This is a genomic window from Phyllobacterium sp. (assembly GCF_037994405.1).
In the GTDB taxonomy this organism is placed as follows: Bacteria; Pseudomonadota; Alphaproteobacteria; order Rhizobiales; family Rhizobiaceae; genus Phyllobacterium.
The window spans coordinates 1-16,920 of the sequence record NZ_JBBNAN010000444.1; the positions used below are offsets into that span (position 1 = coordinate 1).

Sequence of the window (16,920 nt, forward strand, 5' to 3'; positions counted from 1 at the left end):
TCGGCAGCGGAGCCGCAATGCGCGATCAGGTCGCAAAACGTGGCGGGACCGACATTTTCGCTGCGGATCAGACGCGGCCAGCTCAGCCGCTGGCTCTCAGAAAGGCGTATGCCCTTCCTCTCGTCGCTCAGCCCTTGGATCCGATCTTGCCTTCGGTACCGGAAACAAGACGTTGAATGTTCGCTCCATGCTTGATGAAGACGATGATCGTCAGTACGAGAAACAGCAGGGCATTCTGGTGCATGCCGACAAAATAGAGAGCGATCGGTACGACAACAGCTGCGACAAGCGCGGCGAGTGAGGAATAACGGGTCATATAGGCAACGATCAGCCAGACGGCGGCAAAGATCAGCGCACCCTGCCAAAACAGGCCAAGCAGGACGCCGAGATAGGTGGCGACACCCTTGCCACCCTTGAATTTCAGCCAGACCGGAAAGATGTGGCCGAGAAAGGCGCCGAAACCCGCGACGATTGCCGCCTCCGGGCTGACGACCCCGGCGATCAGGACCGCTGAGGTACCTTTAAACATGTCAAGGAGGAGCGTTGCCGCCGCCAGTTTCTTGTTACCGGTGCGCAGGACATTGGTAGCGCCAATATTGCCGGAACCGATGCTGCGCACGTCGCCAAGCCCTGCCATGCGGGTCAGGATCAGGCCAAAGGGAATGGAGCCGAACAGGTAGCCGAAAACGAGCGCCAACAGGAGAAGCGGAATTCCTGCTTGCCCATTGAAGAAATCCGACATGCATCGTCCCCTTGATATGTTTAAATGCTGAAGACTGATTTTCCTGCGACAAATGTCTGAACAACGCGGCCTTGAAAACGTGCGCCCTCAAAACAGCTGTTCTTGGAACGCGACCGTAAGTCTTCTTCCTTCACAACCCATGGTTCGTCAAGATCGACTATGGTCATATCCGCCTTCGAGCCCGGCCGCAAAGAACCGGCATCCAGACCAAAAATCCTGGCGGGTGCGCTGGACATCGCCTCGACGATGCGCAGCAGTGGAACGTCGCCATTGTGATAGAGCCTGAGTGCTGCACCGAGCAGTGTCTCAAGCCCAATGGCCCCCGCAGCCGCGTCAGCGAAGGGCAGGCGTTTGGTGTCGACATCCTGCGGATCGTGGGCGGAGACGATAATGTCGATCGTGCCATCGCGCAGTGCCTCCACCATAGCAAGGCGGTCTTCTTCAAGCCGTAGCGGTGGCTGCAGCCGGAAGAAGGTGCGGAACTCGCCAATGTCGTTTTCATTGAGCGAGAGGTGATTGATGGACACACCGGCCGTAACATTCAATGCGTCCTGCTTGGCGCGTGAAATGACTTCGGCCGACATGGCGGTCGAGATTTGTGCGGCATGATACGCGCCTTGGGTCAAGGCGGCGAGGCGCATGTCCCGCTCCAGCGGAATGACTTCGGCTTCGCGCGGCGTACCGGAAAGGCCGAGCCAGCTCGCGTAGAGACCTTCGTTCATCACGCCGGTAATGCCGAGGTGAGGATCCCGTGCTTCGTGTGAAAGGACGACACCGAAATCGCGGGCATAGGTGAGCGCGCGCCGCATCAGCTGGGTGTTGGCAATCGAGTTGCGACCTTCCGAGATCGCAACGGCACCTGCCTCGCGGAGCAATCCGATCTCCGTCATTTCCTCGCCATGCAGCCCCTTGGTGACGGCTGCGGCCGGGTAGACATTGACCACTGCCGTATCGCGCGCCGTCCGCATGACGAATTCGACGAGCGCCACATTGTCGATGACAGGGTCTGTATCCGGCATCATGATCATCGAGGTCACACCACCTGCCGCAGCGGCGTGGCTGGCGGAGGCGATGGTTTCCCGGTGTTCTGCACCGGGTTCGCCGATAAAGACGCGCGCATCGACCAGACCGGGAAGCACCGCCTTGCCCTGGCAATCAATGACGGTTGCCCCTTCCGGCACGCCTTGATTGCGGGCGTCAGCGCCGCTCGCAACGATCTTGTCGTTTTTGACGATCAGTGTGCCGGGCTCATCCAGGGTACGCGAGGGGTCGACGATGCGGGCGTTCTGCAGAACGGTGGTAGTCATCCGGCTACTCCTTCTGCATTGCGGCGCGGATCGAGCAACGCCTCCATCACGGCCATGCGCACCGCGACGCCCATTTCGACCTGTTCCTGAATGACGCTCTGTGAGCCGTCGGCGACCTCCGAGGAGATCTCGACGCCGCGGTTCATCGGACCAGGATGCATGACCAGAGCATCCGGCTTGGCATATTTGAGCTTCTCCCGGTCGAGGCCGTGATAGCGGAAATATTCGCGTACGGAAGGAACGAAGGAACCAGCCATGCGCTCGCGCTGCAGGCGCAGCATCATGACGACATCAGCGTCTTTCAGCCCGTCTTCCATCTTGTGGAAGACTTCAGCGCCCATATGGGCGATGCCGGCAGGAAGCAGAGTCGAGGGAGCAACCACCCGGACGCGTGCGCCCAGCGCATTGAGCAGGATGATATTCGACCGCGCCACACGCGAGTGCAGGACGTCGCCGCAGATCGCAACGGTCAGCCGCTCCACCTTGCCCTTGGCGCGGCGGATCGTCAGCGCATCGAGCAGTGCCTGTGTCGGGTGTTCATGCGCGCCATCGCCGGCGTTGACCACCGAGCAGCCGACCTTTTGGGCGAGAAGAGCCGCCGCACCTGCCGAGCCGTGGCGGATGATCAGGATATCCGGCCGCATGGCGTTGAGCGTCATGGCCGTGTCGATCAGCGTTTCACCCTTCTTCACCGAGGAATTGCCGACCGACATGTTCATCACATCGGCGCCCAGCCGCTTGCCGGCGAGCTCGAAGGATGACTGTGTTCGGGTCGAAGCCTCGAAGAACAGGTTGATCTGGGTGCGGCCACGCAACACGCTCTTTTTCTTCTCCGACTGGCGCGAAACCGCAATCTCGCTTTCGGCGAGGTCGAGCAATTGAACGATGTCTTGCGGAGAAAGGCCCTTGATGCCAAGCAAGTGGCGGTGTGGAAACAGGAGAGGGGACGTTTCTGATGTCATATCAAGTCCCCCCTATAGGCTTGAACCCGCCGCCTCGCAAGCGCCGGGCGCTGTATCGGCTCAAGTTCCCCAAAAAAGATTTGCCGAAACTGCGCCTAGTGCACGCCAGCGGCAAGAATGGCTTCGCTGCGGATTTCCTCGGTCAGTTTCAGCCGCATTTGCGTGAACTCCGGACTGGCTTTTACCGTGTAGTGGCGCGGATGCGCCAGCGGTACCGGCATGATCGATTTGATCTGGCCAGGACGGGCCGACATGGTCACAACGCGCGACGCCATGAAGATTGCCTCTTCAATGTCGTGCGTGACGAAAATTACCGTCTTTTGCTCATGCTCCCAGATGCCCAGCAGGAGCTCCTGCATCAGGCCGCGCGTCTGGTTGTCGAGTGCGCCGAAAGGCTCATCCAGCAGCAGGATCTTGGGGTTGTTGGCGAGGGCGCGTGCGATGGCGGTGCGTTGCTGCATACCGCCAGAAAGCTGTTTGGGCCAATGGTTCTCAAAGCCCCTGAGACCCACCTTGTCGATATAGGAAGCAACGATTTCGCGCTTTTCTTTCTCGGCGACGCCGCGCTCCCGCAGCCCGAAGCCGATATTCTGCTCGATCGTCAGCCACGGAAACAGCGTATAGGACTGGAAAACCACGCCGCGGTCGGCGCCAGGACCTTTGACCGCCTGGCCGTCCAGTTTGACGGTGCCGCTGGTTGGCCGGTCGAGACCGGCAACGATGCGGAGCAGCGTGGATTTTCCGCAGCCCGACGGTCCGAGGATAGAGACAAAATCATTGTGCGGAACAGTGAGATCTGTCGGTTGCAGCGCTTGCGTGGGCTGGCCGCCGTGCACGCCGGGAAAAATGCGGCTGACGCCCTTGATGACGAGGGTGCTCATGCCAGCCTCCAGGCGAAAAGCCAGCGATTGACCGATTTGAACAGAAAGTCCGAAATCAATCCGATGACGCCGATGACGATGATGCCGAAGATGATCTGGCCGGTGGCAAGCAGTGCCTGACTGTTGATGATCATGTAGCCGATACCGGAAGATGCGCCGATCATTTCCGCGACGATGACATAGGTCCAGGCCCAGCCGAGCACGAGACGAAGCGTTTCGGCTACGTCCGGTGCATTGGCCGGAACGAGCACGCGCTTGATGATGCCGCCGTCATTGGCGCCAAGCGTATAGGCGGCCTCGACAAGGTCGCGCCGCGTATTGGCAACCGCAACGGCGACCATGAGGACGATCTGAAAGACCGCGCCAATGAAAATCACCAGCAGTTTCTGCATTTCACCGATACCGGCCCAAAGGATAAGGAGCGGAATGAAGGCCGATGCCGGGAGATAGCGCGCAAAGGAAACGAAAGGCTCAAGCAGTGCCTCGATGGGTTTGTAGGCGCCCATGGCAATGCCCAACGGCACGGCGATGATCGCTGCAATGATAAAGCCGCCGACCACGCGCCAGATGGTCATGCCGATATCGTAGAGAAAGTTCTGCTCTGACAGCAAGAACCAGCCGTCACGAACCATGGTCAGCGGATCAGCGAGGAATGTGCTTGAGACGAACCCGCCAAAGGTCGCAAGCGACCATGCGCCGACAAACGCGAGGAAGAACACGATGCCGAGCAGGATCCGTGTCTGGGCCCCAATGGGCTGGAGAGGATGAAACATGAATGTACCGATGCGCTTGAATGGGAGAACGCGAGACAATGCGTTCTCCCCCTACGGAAGGTTATTTTATGAAGCTGGTATCGACGATCGTCGTCAGGTCCGGCTTCTTCTTGATGATGCCAATTTGCAAAAGCAGATCAGCAGCTTCCTCGGAGAACTTCATGAACTCCTTATCGAAAAAGGCCTGGTTGGCGGCCTTATCCTGCCAGCGCAGATACTGCGCCGACTCGCCGAATGTCTTGGCCGACTGTTTCACATCGGCGCCCATGATCTCATAGGCCTTGTCCTTGTCGGCAGCAATCATCTCCAGCGCTTCAAAATAGCTCTTGGCAAGTGCTTTCACCGCGTCGGGGTTCTTCTCGAGGAAGGCGTTGGTGCAGCCGAACGTATCCATCACCACGGGATAGTCGAGCGTGGTGGCGATGATCTTGCCCTTGTCCGGCGCGGCGCGAACAGTGGAAAGATAAGGCTCATAGGTCATGGCGGCGTCATTTTGCCCGGCCACGAAAGCCTGCGCGGCAGGACCGGGTTCCAAATTGACCACTTTGACATCCTTCAACGACAGCCCGTTTTCCTTCAGCATCCAGGCCAGAACGAAATAGGGCGACGTCCCCGGTGCTGAGGCAGCTATCGACTTACCCTTGAGGTCGGCGATCTTGCCGATGTCGCTGCGAACCGCCATGCCGTCGGCACCGTAGGATTTATCCATCTGGAAAATCTGCTTCGTAGCGACCCCATTGGCGTTCCAGGCGATCCAGGTCTCAACAGTCGTTGCCGCACACTGCACGTCCCCGGATGCGAGCGCCAGATGACGGCTTGCCTGAGGAATCTTGGTCAAGGTGACGTCGAGACCGTTCTTCTTGAATATTCCGGCCTGTTTCGCCAGTGTCAGCGGGCCAAAGCCAGTCCAGCCGGACAGACCCACAGACACAGCAGTATCTGCCGATGAAGGCGAGACGGATGCCATGACTGCGGCGAGTGCCACGCCGAGATACCATTTGATTTTCATCTTCGGAGAACCCCTTTGTTCATTATTTTGGCAGGATGATGATAGCCGAATATATGGGCATGATAGGCTGCCGGTTTTTCTTTTGTCTAGACATAAGCGAGCCAGAAAATGCCTCATGAGACATTTTGCATCGCTCATCCGGTTGCGCTAGAAGCATTCCTATGTGGGACCGGTTAACCGCTTGTCAGAATCTTCATCCCATAAATGACGCGAGACGTGCTTACGGTGCTGTCCAGGCCTATGGTCGGCGGCATCGTGCAGCTAATAAAATTTGGATCAGGACAGTTTCTTGAAAACCCACGACGTTCTTAACCAGACTCCCCCGATGATTGGCCTCAATGCCTATCTGGGAGATCCGCTGTTGATGCAGATCACCAAGCGGTTCCCGCAAGGTGTTCGTACGGAGCTGGAGCAGAGCGGGCGGTTTGTCCTGTCCGGCGATGCGCAGGATCTGGCGCGGCTCGTCAATACCGAAGTGCCTAAACTCCGCACCCATGATCGTCAGGGCCGCCGAATCGATGTCGTCGAGTATCACCCCGCCTATCATGCACTGATGCGCCGCTCTGTTTCCCAGGGATTGCATTCATCGATCTGGGAAGATGGCAAACCCGAAGCTGGACTGCGCCACCAGGCCCGCGCCGCACGCTTTTATCTGACGGCGCAACTCGAATGCGGGCATCTTTGTCCGCTGACCATGACAAGCGCTTCGCTGGCGGCATTGATGGCAGCACCAAATCTTTACCGCGAATGGTCGCCACTGATCCTTCCGCGCAAATATGATTCCAGCAACAAATCGCCGGCGAAGAAGACCGGCCTCACGCTCGGCATGGGAATGACCGAGAAGCAGGGCGGTACCGACGTTCATACCAACACCACAAAAGCCGATTCGGCCGGAAGCGGCTTTTACCGGATCACCGGGCACAAATGGTTCATGTCGGCGCCAATGTCCGATGCCTTTTTGGTCCTGGCGCAGGCACGTGAGGGGCTGTCGTGCTTTCTCGTACCGCGCATGCTCCCAGACGGCTCATCGAATGGTTTCCGCTTCCAACGCCTGAAGGAGAAGCTCGGCAATCGCTCTAATGCATCTTCGGAGGTCGAGTTCGACACTGCGCTCGGACAGATGGTTGGCAATCCGGGCGAGGGCGTCAAGACAATCATCGACATGGTGACGCTGACGCGCCTTGATTGCGCCATTGCGTCGGCGGGGCTGATGCGGGCAGGGCTCGCGGAAGCGGTGCACCACGCGCGCCACCGCATTGTCTTCGAGGGCCCTTTGATCGACAAGCCGCTGATGCTGCGTGTTCTGGCCGATATGGCCCTCGATGTTGCAGGTGCTACGGCGCTGGCTCTTCGTCTGGCTCGTGCCTTCGACAATGCCGCGAAAGACCGCGGCGAAGCATCCTTTGCCCGCGTCATGACCCCCGTCGTCAAGTACTGGGCGGCGAAGATCGCGCCTGCAATGCTCTACGAGGCGATGGAGTGCCTCGGCGGCAATGGCTACATTGAAGAAGGCAATCTCGCACGTTTCTACCGCGAAGCGCCGGTCAACGCGATCTGGGAGGGTTCTGGCAACGTCATGGCGCTCGATGTGCTGCGTGTTCTGAAGCGCGGCCCGCAGCTCTTCGACGAAGTGTTGAATTGGATCGGCGCCCAGTTGGGGCGAGGCGGGCAGGGTACAGTCGAAGTTCTGCGCGCAGCCATGCGCGTTGCCGAAAACGATGAGGGCGCAGCGCGGATCCTGACCGAACAACTTGCACTTGCGGCGGCAGGCGCGGAATTACGGCATCTGCAGTCGGAAGATATCGCCGACGCATTTATCGAAACCCGGCTCGGTGGCCAATGGCGCACCACGTACGGGATGCTCGACGCACGTCACAACGCCAAGAACATCGTCAATTCGCTTTACCCGCCATCCAACTGAGCTGACGCAAGCGCTCCTTGTTAATTTGGCCCGACACGCGGTGCACGTACTGCGTGTGTTTCGCGATTCCGTCAAAAATTTCGATTGCGCACTGGAAAATTGCATTCGCGATGCAAAACGGGGCTCGCTAATACCTTCAATTTGAATTAAATTTTTATAAATTAACCTTAACAAAGGGTTTACGTTGCGGTGAGTGTCTTAAACGATATCACTAAGACTCGAAAATGCACTGCAAAAACGCAGGGTTAAGAAAAAATGATTATCTCATCGCATACGAGGAGAAACTGAATGCGCAGCTTCCTGATTTTCTGGGCGGGACCGCTGGGCTTCTTGTGGGGATGGTATTTTCTGTCTTATTACGACCTCAGCATGGGCATGTATTTCTTCAGCCGGGAAATGCACGATCTGGTTTTCACGATTTACGGCAACGCCCTGGGCATCGCGCCGGAAAGCATTCCACCGCTGGTTGCACGCGCCTGCATTTTCGATACCGGTCTGGTTTTCTGCCTGATAGCGTTCCGCCGGCGCCGGCAGATCATTGCCTGGGTCAAGGCATGGCGGGCGGCCCGTACTTCCTATGCGAAAGAACTGCCGTCAGTATCCGTCTCCTGACGCAGGCTTTGCAGACGATCCAATGCTCCTTGCAGAATGAAGGCCGCGGCCGCTGAATCAATGCGCTCGGCGCGCTTTTGCCGCGAGACATCCATGCCGATAAGGGCGCGTTCTGCCGCAACGGTCGACAGGCGTTCATCCCAATAGATAAATGGCAGGTCGGTCAGCTTTTCCATGTTGCGGACGAAGGCGCGGGTTGCCTGAACACGCGGGCCTTCACTACCATCCATATTCACAGGTAGTCCGATGACAATGGCGCCGACATTGTCGGCCTTCAGAGCTCTCAACAAATCCTGCGCGTCATGGGTAAATTTGCTGCGCTTCAGCACCGGGCGTGGGTTGGCAAAGGAAAATCCGCGATCCGAGATGGCAATGCCGATCGTCTTCGTGCCGAGGTCAAGACCGGCTACGGTCTTGCCCTCTGCGACATGATTTTCCAACTGTTCAATCGTCAGTATCGTCAATGTGATTGCTTCCCGCACTTGAAAGATCGCTTTATTTTGCAACCTCTGTCACATAGCTGCATTAGAGGCTTGTGGCGAGCATTCACTTGCAAATGAAGGGATAAGGACATGAACATCACTTGGCTCGGCCATTCGGCCTTCCGGATTGAAACGGCGAAAAGCACGATCCTGATTGACCCGTTTCTCAAAGGAAATCCCGGCGCCACGGGCGTGGACTTCAAGGCGGCCGCCAAAGGCGTCAATCATATCATTCTGACGCATGGCCATGGCGATCATGTCGGGGACACGATCGAGCTTTCCAAGGAAACCGGTGCGCTGGTAACCGGCAATGCGGACCTGGTGACCTGGCTTGGCTCTCGAGGTGTTGCCGGGGTCGATCCCACCAACACCGGCGGCACCGTTTCCTATGACGGCTTCACTGTGACTTATGTGAACGCGCTGCATTCATCAGCGCATATGACGATCGACGGCGTTTCGCATTCCTTGGGCAATGCCAACGGCGTTGTGCTTCATTTCGATGATGAGCCGACGCTGTATCACATGGGCGATACGGACATTTTCTCCGATATGGCGCTGATCAATGAATTGCACCAGCCGGAAATCGGCATTGTGCCGATTGGTGACCGGTTCACGATGGGCGGCGCAGTGGCCGCGCTTGCAACCCGTCGCTATTTCAAATTCACCAATGTTGTCCCTTGCCATTACGGCTCGTTCCCAATCATCGACCAGACAGCCGACAAGTTTGTCACTGCAATGGAAGGTGGCGAGAGCAAGGTTGTTGTCGCCAGGACAAATGAGCATTTTACGGTTTGACGCAGGCTTGCTAAAGCAGCCATGCCTAGAAGGCTAACCAACGACAGTACCGGAGAGCGATGTGCGCAGACTGCTTCTGATTTCCTGCATGATGGCCGTGACGACACCTGTTTTCGCGCAAACGGTGGATGCGAAGGGCGCGGATGAGCTTGCCGCGACGCTCTCAAAATATTTTGGCAAGACGGCAATCGAGAAGAAGATCATCAACGTCGTGCCGGAGGCAGACAATTATCGCATTACATTCAGCACGGCGAAGCTGCTCGAATCTCTGCCAAAGCAAGATTATATAAAGGGAGATTTCGGCGAGTATAGCCTGCTGACGAAGCCGCTTGCCGATGGGTCGTGGAATGTCACTTCGTCGACAATGCCGCGTGGGTCGGTTGAAATGGTGACGCCGACGGGACCTGAAACCCTTCAGTGGTCCATCGACAATGCCAACGTCAGCGGAATATTCGATCCGAAGATTGGCGCATTTTCCAAGGCGTCGTTCGCTTACGGCTCGTTCAAGTTGAAGTCGACCAGCCCGACGCAAGACGTGGAGGCGAGTGCAGGTTCGGCAAAGGGCGAGACGATCGGGACCGCGGCTGCGTCGGGTGGGGTCGATTTCAGCAGTGTTCAATCCGCGGCCGATTTTCGGGAAACGATGACCATCAAGGCGCCTGCGCCGACCGATGGCGCTGCGACAGATGGTGGTGCTACACCAGCGCCGGCCACTCCAGCCGAACCCCTGAAGGTGGTCATTCGAGGCAACGAACTGGGAGCCAATGCTGATGCCAAGGGGTTCCGCAATCTTCAACTCCTCGATCTCTGGGCTTTTTTCATTGCCCACGCCGGAGAAAAGACGCTGAAGGATACCGAACAGGCGGAATTGAAGGCCAAGGTTCTCGCCGCCCTGCCGCTCTGGGACAAGCTTTCGGGCGCCTATCACCTTGCCGATCTGGACGTTGAAACGCCCCTCGGGCCTTTTGCCGCAAAGAATGTCTCCCAGGAACTCAACTTTGATGGCATAAGCAAGAGCGGCGGATACCACTACGCGTTTCGTACCAATGGGTTGAAGTATCCGTCTCTGCCGATCCCCGAGTGGAGCGCCCAGTTTCTGCCGACGGACGTGGAATTCGCGTTCGGAACCACGGGGATCGATCTCGACACCGTGGCCAAGGCTGCGGTGGCAGATATGGATCTGAATCGGGAGAAGCCGTTTTCCGACGAATTCGAAGCCAGCACCGCTGCGGCGTTCATGATGAACCCGCCCAAGGTGGTCATCAACAAAAGCCTGATACGGACGGCGGATACTGAACTGACGGTGGAGGGTGAAGTTTCATTTGCCGCACTGAAGCCGGAAAGCCGCACGACGTGGGAAATGGCCGGCTTCGATGTTGCGCTCGATCGTTTGACCAAAGCTTCAAAACAGGAGCCGGAGATCAAGAACTACATCGTCTTCGCCAAGCTCGCCAAGGATTTCGGCACACAATTGCCGAACGGCCATATCCAGTGGGTTGTCGATCAAAAGGCCGATGGTTCGGTGAGTGTCAATGGCAATCCGGTCAAGGGACCCGATCCGGTCGTGGAGCCCGGTGACGACACGCTGGATGGCGATGCTGCTGCGCCGGGTGAGGAGGAAGACAACGAAGGCATGGACAATGGCATTGTGGTAATGCCGCCTGCACCACAGTAAGGAAGTCCCGTTCAACACTCTTCCAACCATGTTTGCTGAACATGCCCGTCTTGTCCGTTGCGCTTGCTCGCAACGGACACTATAGCTCTGTGATCAAAAGTTGAATTGCAGGAATCCCGAATGTCTGTCGATATTTCCACCGTCAAGCGCGTCGCGCATCTCGCCCGTATCGCCGTGAGCGAAGAAGACGCGGCCCGCATGACAGGCCAGTTGAATGCCATTCTCGGCTTCGTCGAACAGTTGAATGAGGTAGATGTCGAAGGCGTTGAGCCGATGACCTCTGTCACGCCGATGGCCATGAAGAAGCGCGAGGACGTGGTCAATGATGGCGGCAAGGCGGCTGATATCGTTGCCAATGCACCGATACACGAAGAAAACTTCTTCGTTGTCCCGAAAGTCGTGGAGTAGGGCGCGATGGCTATTTCTGTCGCAATTGAAACACCGCTTCAGGACGATGTCCGGTCACTGGTCAATGACCTTAACGATCATCTCCTGCCACTGTCTCCCATCGAGTTCCAGTTCAAGATGACTGTGGAGCAGATGGCGGGCGACGACACAACGGTTCTCGTCGCGCGCGACGAGACTGGCCACGCCGTCGGCTGCGGTGCGCTGAAAGCGCATGGCGACGGAGTAGGCGAGGTCAAGCGCATGTTCACCCGTCCTACCGTTCGCGGCCAGCGTGTCGGCTCAGCTCTGCTCGATGCCATAACCAACCTTGCTAAAGACAAGGGGATCACTCGTCTCGTTCTCGAAACTGGCACTGGGCCCGGTTTCGCGGCTGCGTACCGCCTCTATGAGCGTTCGGGCTTTACCCGTTGCGGTGTCGTGCTTGACTACCCGGATTCCGAATACAGTGCATTTTACGAAAAGCGGCTCGCACTTACAGCGGCCCAATAAACAGGACTTGATATGACCGATCTGACCGCTCTCACAATTGCCGAGGCGCGCGACCAGCTGAAAGCGAAGGCGATCACCGCCACCGAACTTACCAGCGCTTATGTCCAGGCGATCGAGAACGCAAACGAGGCGCTCAACGCCTATGTCGTGACCACGCCGGAGAAGGCGCTGGAGATGGCGAAGGCCTCCGATGCCCGTCTTGCCGCCGCTAATGCCGGTGCACTGGAGGGCATTCCGCTCGGCATCAAGGACCTTTTCGGCACGGAAGGCGTCCATACGCAGGCTTGCTCGCACATTCTCGATGGCTTCAAGCCGCATTACGAATCCACCGTCACTGCCAACCTTTGGGCGGATGGCGCTGTCATGCTCGGTAAGCTCAATATGGACGAGTTCGCCATGGGCTCGTCCAATGAAAGCTCCTATTATGGGCCGGTGAAGAACCCCTGGCGCGCCAAGGGCTCCAATGCCGATCTGGTGCCCGGGGGCTCGTCCGGCGGCTCTGCCGCTGCCGTGGCCGCGCGGCTTTGCGCAGGCGCGACCGCGACCGATACAGGCGGTTCGATTCGCCAGCCGGCGGCCTTCACCGGCACTGTTGGTATCAAGCCGACCTATGGCCGCTGCTCGCGCTGGGGCGTTGTTGCCTTCGCATCGTCGCTCGATCAGGCCGGACCGATCGCACGCGACGTGCGCGATGCCGCAATCCTTTTGAAATCCATGGCTTCGGTCGATGCCAAAGACACGACTTCCGTCGACATCGCTGTACCGGACTATGAGGCCGCCATCGGGAAGCCGCTTGCTGGCCTCAAGATTGGCATTCCAAAGGAATACCGCGTCGATGGCATGCCGGAAGAAATCGAAAAGCTCTGGCAACAGGGTATTGCCTGGCTCAAGGATGCAGGCGCTTCGATCGTCGACATCTCGCTGCCGCATACGAAATACGCTCTGCCGGCCTATTACATCGTTGCTCCGGCAGAGGCTTCCTCGAACCTCGCCCGTTATGACGGCGTGCGCTACGGCCTGCGCGTCCCGGGCAAGGATATCGTCGATATGTATGAGAAGACCCGCGCCACCGGCTTTGGCGATGAGGTCAAGCGCCGTATCATGATCGGCACCTATGTTCTTTCCGCCGGTTACTACGACGCCTACTATCTTCAGGCGCAGAAGGTGCGCACGCTGATCAAGAAGGATTTCGAGGACGTCTTCCACGCAGGCGTCGACGCAATCCTGACGCCGGCCACGCCTTCGGCAGCCTTTGGCATTGCCGATCAGGACATGGCGGCTGACCCGGTAAAAATGTACCTCAATGACATATTCACTGTGACGGTGAACATGGCCGGACTTCCGGGCATTGCTGTCCCGGCCGGTCTCGATGCGAGGGGCCTGCCGCTCGGCCTCCAGCTCATTGGACGGCCGTTCGACGAGGAGACCCTGTTCCAGACCGCCTATGTGATCGAACAGGCCGCAGGCAAGTTCAACGCACCGAAATGGTGGTAATCAGGCGCGCAACAGAGGCCGACATCGCAACCATCGCTGCGGTCGGCTCCCGCGCCTGGGCGTCCAACGTCTTTTCGTTTGAGCCGGAATTGCCGGGCATGCGCGCGCATGTCCAGAAGGCTTTTCGCGAATTTGCCGAATCCTCCTTTGCCCAGGTGCTTGTGGCCGACGTGGATGGAACCATTGTCGGTTGGGGTGCCCGGGACGAGGATAATGACTACATTTCCGACCTGTGGGTGGATCCGGTCGTTCAGGGGCAGGGCATCGGCACGACGCTTCTGCGAGCGCTCAAGGCAGCAATAGCGGAGGCTGGGTATACCAAAGCCCGTATCAGTACCCATGCCCGCAATGTTGGTGCCATACGGCTCTATCAGCGCGAAGGCTTCGACATCACAGAGCAGGGCCCCGAGTGGTCGACGAGCCTCGAGCGCGAGATCGACAAGGTCAAGATGCTGGCGGAGCTCCAATAACGATGTTCTTCTATGTTTCGAAAATCTTCTGGTTCTTCGCGCAGCCGCTCAATTTTTCCATTCTGTTGGTGGCACTGACTTGCGGTGCGCTAGTCTTGAGTTGGCGCCGCGTGGCGATGACGACAGCCGCATGCGCTTTCTTGCTCCTTGGGCTCGGCGCGTGGAGCTCGCTCGGTGCCTTGATGATGCACCCTCTAGAAGACCGCTTTCAGCGCCCTGCGGCGTTGCCGGAGAAGATTGACGGGATCGTGGTTCTTGGTGGCGGCTTCGAAGCTGGTGTCAATCTCGTGCGCGGGGGCTATGAGCTGAATTCGAGTGGTGACCGCTTTGTCGAGGCGGCAATTCTCGCCGCCCGTCATCCAGAAGCAAGGGTCGTCGTAACCGGCGGCGCTGGTGATCTCATCCTTGATGGCGAAGCAGATGGCGTAACCGCCCCGCGTCTGTTGACGGCGTTGGGCGTAGCCCCTGAACGGCTTATTCTCGAAAGCAAGTCCCGTAATACCTATGAAAATGCAGTTTTCACCAAGGAAATGGTGAATGCGAAGCCGGGCGAAACCTGGCTGTTGGTCACATCCGCATTCCACATGCCACGGGCTGTCGGGCTGTTTCGCAAGGCAGGATTTGATGTCGTGCCGTGGCCGTCCGATTACCGCACATCCGGCAAGGAAACGATCGGTATTGCGCACGACAATCCATTGGACTCCCTGCAGAATCTGTCAGTTGCGCTACGGGAATGGGTGGGTCTCCTTGCCTACTGGATGACCGGCCGCATCGATCAGCTGTTGCCATCGCCATGATCAGGCAAGTCGACGTTCTCATCATCGGCGCCGGTGCTGCGGGCATGATGTGCGCTATCGAAGCGGGCAAGCGTGGCCGCTCGGTCATTGTCGTCGACCATGCAGCTGCACCCGGTGAAAAAATCCGCATATCGGGCGGTGGTCGCTGCAATTTCACCAATCTCAATGCGGCGCCGCAAAACTACATCAGCAAGAACCCGCATTTCTGTATCTCCGCATTGCGGCGTTACACGCAGCGCGATTTTATCGGTCTTGTCGATCGCTATGGCATCGCGTGGCACGAAAAGACCCTTGGTCAGCTTTTCTGCGACGGATCCGCAAGGCAGATCATCGATTTGCTCGTCACGGAAATGAACCGGGCAGGCGTTGAATTGCGCTTGCGCACGACTTCGAACGCCATCGAAAGATCAGGCGACGGTTATGTGGTCGATTTGTCGGGCGAACGCGTAAGATGCGCCTCGCTGGTCGTTGCCTGCGGCGGGAAATCCATTCCGAAAATGGGCGCCACCGGCTTCGGTTACGATATTGCCCGGCAATTCGGGCTCCCGCTCACCGAGACACGGCCAGCGCTGGTTCCTCTCACGTTTGACGAGAACACGCTCGCCCCGCTCAAACCGCTATCCGGCATCTCGGTTGATGCGGTGGTCAGCCATGGCAAGACGAAGTTCACGGAGGCCATGCTGTTTACCCATCGGGGTCTCAGCGGACCGTCGATCCTGCAGATTTCATCCTATTGGCGGGAAGGTGACATGATTTCCCTCGCGATGCTGCCGGATACCAAGGTTTTCGACGCGCTGCGCGCTGCACGCGCCCGTAACGGCCGCCAAGCTCTGCAAACGGCGCTTGGCGAACTGTTGCCGAAGCGGCTTGCACAGTTGATTGCTGAAAGCAGCGGGATCGAAGGTCATCTGGCGGACCTTTCCGACAAACAGCTGCTCGCCGTGGAAAAAGCCGTCAATGAATGGCAGGTGAAGCCCGCAGGATCCGAGGGCTATCGTACGGCCGAAGTCACGCTCGGGGGCGTCGACACGGATGCGCTCGACCAGAAAACCATGGAAGCCAGATCCGAAAAAGGACTGTACTTTATTGGTGAAGTCGTCGACGTAACCGGTTGGCTTGGCGGCTATAATTTCCAATGGGCCTGGTCGTCAGGCTGGGTGGCCGGTCAGGCGGTTTGAATGTCCATCGTCCGAAGGCTCCTGACCACTTTTGTCAGGAGCTGTCATGTATGAATTGTGCAATTGGAACCAGTTGGGAGGGAACAATGACAATTCTGGCGAGCTGCCATTGCGGCGCCATCAAGTTTGAGGTGAGCAAGGCACCGGCGACCGTAACGGTATGCACATGTACTTTTTGCGCCAAGCGCGGCCCGCTCTGGGCCTATTACACGCCTGATCAGGTAAGACTGTCGGTAACGCCGGAGGCGGACGCGGTTTATTCCCGCAATGGCATGAACAAGCATCACCGCTGCAACGTGTGCGGCTGTGGTACCTTTTCCCAGGTCCCGACCTGGACCGACTACAAGCCGGATTTCGATAATCCGCGGATCAGCGTCAATGTGCGTCTCTTTGACGATTTCGATATCGCGTCCTTGCCGGTGGAAACCATAGATGGAAGGAATCTCTGGTAGAGGCCGGCAAGTGATTGCTTGATCGATTGAATCCTGCTTCCCTGAACCTGCGCCACGTTCTTAGTCAAACAGGGAGGTAGGGCCATGTGGATCAAGCTGACTGACGTCAATGGTGATCACATCACACTCAATTTCAATCACGTCGTCTCCTTTAACCCCTACGGAACCGGCACGCATATTGTGACGACTACGGCCGGTCTCACGTTTTTCGTGAAGGAAACCATCGAGGAGATCCAGAGCAAAGTCGGGATCACGGCGAGCTAGAACAAGTTTTGTCTATATAGCCGCGTTCTGCCGGAGGGAAATTCGTGGACAGGGTCAAGGGGTTTGGCCCGAATTCACCCGGCCCACTGGTCGAACCGCATTTCTCTCCAAATGCGGATAATTCGACCAGCGGGTTTGAAAGCTGGTTGGTTTGCTTTGGCAAACCAACGGCCGGGTTTCCGCCCCTCGATAAACTCGGGAGGCGGACA

Annotated in this window: 19 protein-coding genes and 1 pseudogene; 12 read left to right on the forward strand and 8 right to left on the reverse strand. The window is 57.8% G+C overall.

The window, feature by feature from the left end; all coding sequences use genetic code 11:
* The 7 genes and pseudogenes from AAAC48_RS24150 to AAAC48_RS24180 form a co-directional block, all read right to left on the reverse strand.
* A pseudogene (locus AAAC48_RS24150) lies at positions 1-131 on the reverse strand (DNA-protecting protein DprA); the annotation flags it as partial.
* A complete protein-coding gene (gene plsY / locus AAAC48_RS24155; protein ID WP_340656624.1) occupies positions 128-742 on the reverse strand; it encodes a glycerol-3-phosphate 1-O-acyltransferase PlsY in 615 nt (204 codons plus the stop codon). The gene plsY and the pseudogene AAAC48_RS24150, both read right to left, overlap by 4 nt.
* Positions 743-762: 20 nt before the next feature.
* Positions 763-2,049: a dihydroorotase gene (locus AAAC48_RS24160; protein WP_340656625.1), complete on the reverse strand. Its 1,287-nt coding sequence runs from the start codon at positions 2,047-2,049 to the stop codon at positions 763-765.
* Complete coding sequence (locus tag AAAC48_RS24165) at positions 2,046-3,011, reverse strand: aspartate carbamoyltransferase catalytic subunit (RefSeq protein WP_340656626.1); 966 nt, start codon at positions 3,009-3,011, stop codon at positions 2,046-2,048. The genes AAAC48_RS24160 and AAAC48_RS24165 overlap by 4 nt, the downstream gene beginning before the upstream one ends.
* Before the next feature lie 95 nt (positions 3,012-3,106).
* Entirely contained in the window at positions 3,107-3,892 is a 786-nt protein-coding gene (locus AAAC48_RS24170; RefSeq protein ID WP_340656627.1) for an ABC transporter ATP-binding protein, read from the reverse strand.
* Positions 3,889-4,665 (reverse strand): ABC transporter permease, encoded by a 777-nt coding sequence (locus AAAC48_RS24175; RefSeq protein ID WP_340656641.1) that lies wholly within the window; start codon positions 4,663-4,665, stop codon positions 3,889-3,891. Before AAAC48_RS24175 ends, AAAC48_RS24170 begins: the two co-directional genes overlap by 4 nt.
* 61 nt (positions 4,666-4,726) lie before the next feature.
* A complete protein-coding gene (locus AAAC48_RS24180; protein WP_340656628.1) occupies positions 4,727-5,674 on the reverse strand; it encodes an ABC transporter substrate-binding protein in 948 nt (315 codons plus the stop codon).
* Positions 5,675-5,963: 289 nt separating this feature from the next.
* On the opposite strand from AAAC48_RS24180, the gene AAAC48_RS24185 reads away from it, so the two are divergent.
* A complete protein-coding gene (locus AAAC48_RS24185) occupies positions 5,964-7,595 on the forward strand; it encodes an acyl-CoA dehydrogenase family protein (RefSeq protein ID WP_340656629.1) in 1,632 nt (543 codons plus the stop codon).
* Between the two features lie 288 nt (positions 7,596-7,883).
* Positions 7,884-8,207 (forward strand): DUF6105 family protein, encoded by a 324-nt coding sequence (locus AAAC48_RS24190; protein WP_340656630.1) that lies wholly within the window; start codon positions 7,884-7,886, stop codon positions 8,205-8,207.
* On the opposite strand, the gene ruvX is transcribed toward AAAC48_RS24190, so the two are convergent.
* Positions 8,171-8,671, reverse strand: a complete 501-nt coding sequence (ruvX, locus tag AAAC48_RS24195; RefSeq protein WP_340656631.1) for a Holliday junction resolvase RuvX — start codon at positions 8,669-8,671, stop codon at positions 8,171-8,173. The two genes, AAAC48_RS24190 and ruvX, sit on opposite strands and share 37 nt — an antisense overlap.
* Before the next feature lie 108 nt (positions 8,672-8,779).
* Here ruvX and AAAC48_RS24200 point away from each other — a divergent pair, with 108 nt between their 5' ends.
* The 10 genes from AAAC48_RS24200 to AAAC48_RS24245 all read left to right on the forward strand — a co-directional run bounded on the left by AAAC48_RS24200 (position 8,780) and on the right by AAAC48_RS24245 (position 16,711).
* A complete protein-coding gene (locus AAAC48_RS24200; protein WP_340656632.1) occupies positions 8,780-9,484 on the forward strand; it encodes a metal-dependent hydrolase in 705 nt (234 codons plus the stop codon).
* Positions 9,485-9,545: 61 nt separating this feature from the next.
* Complete coding sequence (locus tag AAAC48_RS24205; RefSeq protein WP_340656633.1) at positions 9,546-11,159, forward strand: hypothetical protein; 1,614 nt, start codon at positions 9,546-9,548, stop codon at positions 11,157-11,159.
* A 120-nt stretch (positions 11,160-11,279) separates the two neighbouring features.
* Positions 11,280-11,567 carry an Asp-tRNA(Asn)/Glu-tRNA(Gln) amidotransferase subunit GatC gene (gene gatC, locus AAAC48_RS24210; protein WP_340656634.1) on the forward strand — a complete coding sequence of 96 codons (288 nt, stop codon included), beginning with the start codon at positions 11,280-11,282 and terminating at the stop codon, positions 11,565-11,567.
* Between the two features lie 6 nt (positions 11,568-11,573).
* Positions 11,574-12,056 carry a GNAT family N-acetyltransferase gene (locus tag AAAC48_RS24215; protein WP_340656635.1) on the forward strand — a complete coding sequence of 161 codons (483 nt, stop codon included), beginning with the start codon at positions 11,574-11,576 and terminating at the stop codon, positions 12,054-12,056.
* A 12-nt stretch (positions 12,057-12,068) separates the two neighbouring features.
* Positions 12,069-13,550: an Asp-tRNA(Asn)/Glu-tRNA(Gln) amidotransferase subunit GatA gene (gatA, locus tag AAAC48_RS24220; RefSeq protein WP_340656636.1), complete on the forward strand. Its 1,482-nt coding sequence runs from the start codon at positions 12,069-12,071 to the stop codon at positions 13,548-13,550.
* The gene (locus AAAC48_RS24225; protein ID WP_340656637.1) at positions 13,541-14,020 is read left to right on the forward strand and encodes a GNAT family N-acetyltransferase; all 480 of its coding nucleotides are present in this window, start codon (positions 13,541-13,543) and stop codon (positions 14,018-14,020) included. Before gatA ends, AAAC48_RS24225 begins: the two co-directional genes overlap by 10 nt.
* 2 nt (positions 14,021-14,022) lie before the next feature.
* Positions 14,023-14,817 carry a YdcF family protein gene (locus AAAC48_RS24230; RefSeq protein WP_340656638.1) on the forward strand — a complete coding sequence of 265 codons (795 nt, stop codon included), beginning with the start codon at positions 14,023-14,025 and terminating at the stop codon, positions 14,815-14,817.
* Positions 14,817-15,995, forward strand: coding sequence for an NAD(P)/FAD-dependent oxidoreductase (locus AAAC48_RS24235; protein WP_340656642.1), 1,179 nt, complete (start codon positions 14,817-14,819; stop codon positions 15,993-15,995). Before AAAC48_RS24230 ends, AAAC48_RS24235 begins: the two co-directional genes overlap by 1 nt.
* An 86-nt stretch (positions 15,996-16,081) precedes the next feature.
* Positions 16,082-16,447 carry a GFA family protein gene (locus AAAC48_RS24240; RefSeq protein WP_340656639.1) on the forward strand — a complete coding sequence of 122 codons (366 nt, stop codon included), beginning with the start codon at positions 16,082-16,084 and terminating at the stop codon, positions 16,445-16,447.
* 84 nt (positions 16,448-16,531) lie between these two features.
* Positions 16,532-16,711: a flagellar FlbD family protein gene (locus AAAC48_RS24245; RefSeq protein ID WP_340656640.1), complete on the forward strand. Its 180-nt coding sequence runs from the start codon at positions 16,532-16,534 to the stop codon at positions 16,709-16,711.
* Positions 16,712-16,920: the final 209 nt, after the last annotated feature.

Bases quoted from the DNA above. Each gene is read 5' to 3' on its own strand.
- AAAC48_RS24200 (WP_340656632.1), top strand. From the start codon at position 8,780: ATGAACATCACTTGGCTCGGCCATTCGGCCTTCCGGATTGAAACGGCG.
- AAAC48_RS24170 (WP_340656627.1), bottom strand. From the start codon at position 3,892: ATGAGCACCCTCGTCATCAAGGGCGTCAGCCGCATTTTTCCCGGCGTG.
- AAAC48_RS24230 (WP_340656638.1), top strand. From the start codon at position 14,023: ATGTTCTTCTATGTTTCGAAAATCTTCTGGTTCTTCGCGCAGCCGCTC.
- AAAC48_RS24160 (WP_340656625.1), bottom strand. From the start codon at position 2,049: ATGACTACCACCGTTCTGCAGAACGCCCGCATCGTCGACCCCTCGCGT.
- gatC (WP_340656634.1), top strand. From the start codon at position 11,280: ATGTCTGTCGATATTTCCACCGTCAAGCGCGTCGCGCATCTCGCCCGT.
- AAAC48_RS24240 (WP_340656639.1), top strand. From the start codon at position 16,082: ATGACAATTCTGGCGAGCTGCCATTGCGGCGCCATCAAGTTTGAGGTG.
- AAAC48_RS24190 (WP_340656630.1), top strand. From the start codon at position 7,884: ATGCGCAGCTTCCTGATTTTCTGGGCGGGACCGCTGGGCTTCTTGTGG.
- AAAC48_RS24175 (WP_340656641.1), bottom strand. From the start codon at position 4,665: ATGTTTCATCCTCTCCAGCCCATTGGGGCCCAGACACGGATCCTGCTC.
- plsY (WP_340656624.1), bottom strand. From the start codon at position 742: ATGTCGGATTTCTTCAATGGGCAAGCAGGAATTCCGCTTCTCCTGTTG.
- AAAC48_RS24245 (WP_340656640.1), top strand. From the start codon at position 16,532: ATGTGGATCAAGCTGACTGACGTCAATGGTGATCACATCACACTCAAT.
- gatA (WP_340656636.1), top strand. From the start codon at position 12,069: ATGACCGATCTGACCGCTCTCACAATTGCCGAGGCGCGCGACCAGCTG.
- AAAC48_RS24165 (WP_340656626.1), bottom strand. From the start codon at position 3,011: ATGACATCAGAAACGTCCCCTCTCCTGTTTCCACACCGCCACTTGCTT.
- AAAC48_RS24215 (WP_340656635.1), top strand. From the start codon at position 11,574: ATGGCTATTTCTGTCGCAATTGAAACACCGCTTCAGGACGATGTCCGG.
- AAAC48_RS24225 (WP_340656637.1), top strand. From the start codon at position 13,541: ATGGTGGTAATCAGGCGCGCAACAGAGGCCGACATCGCAACCATCGCT.
- AAAC48_RS24180 (WP_340656628.1), bottom strand. From the start codon at position 5,674: ATGAAAATCAAATGGTATCTCGGCGTGGCACTCGCCGCAGTCATGGCA.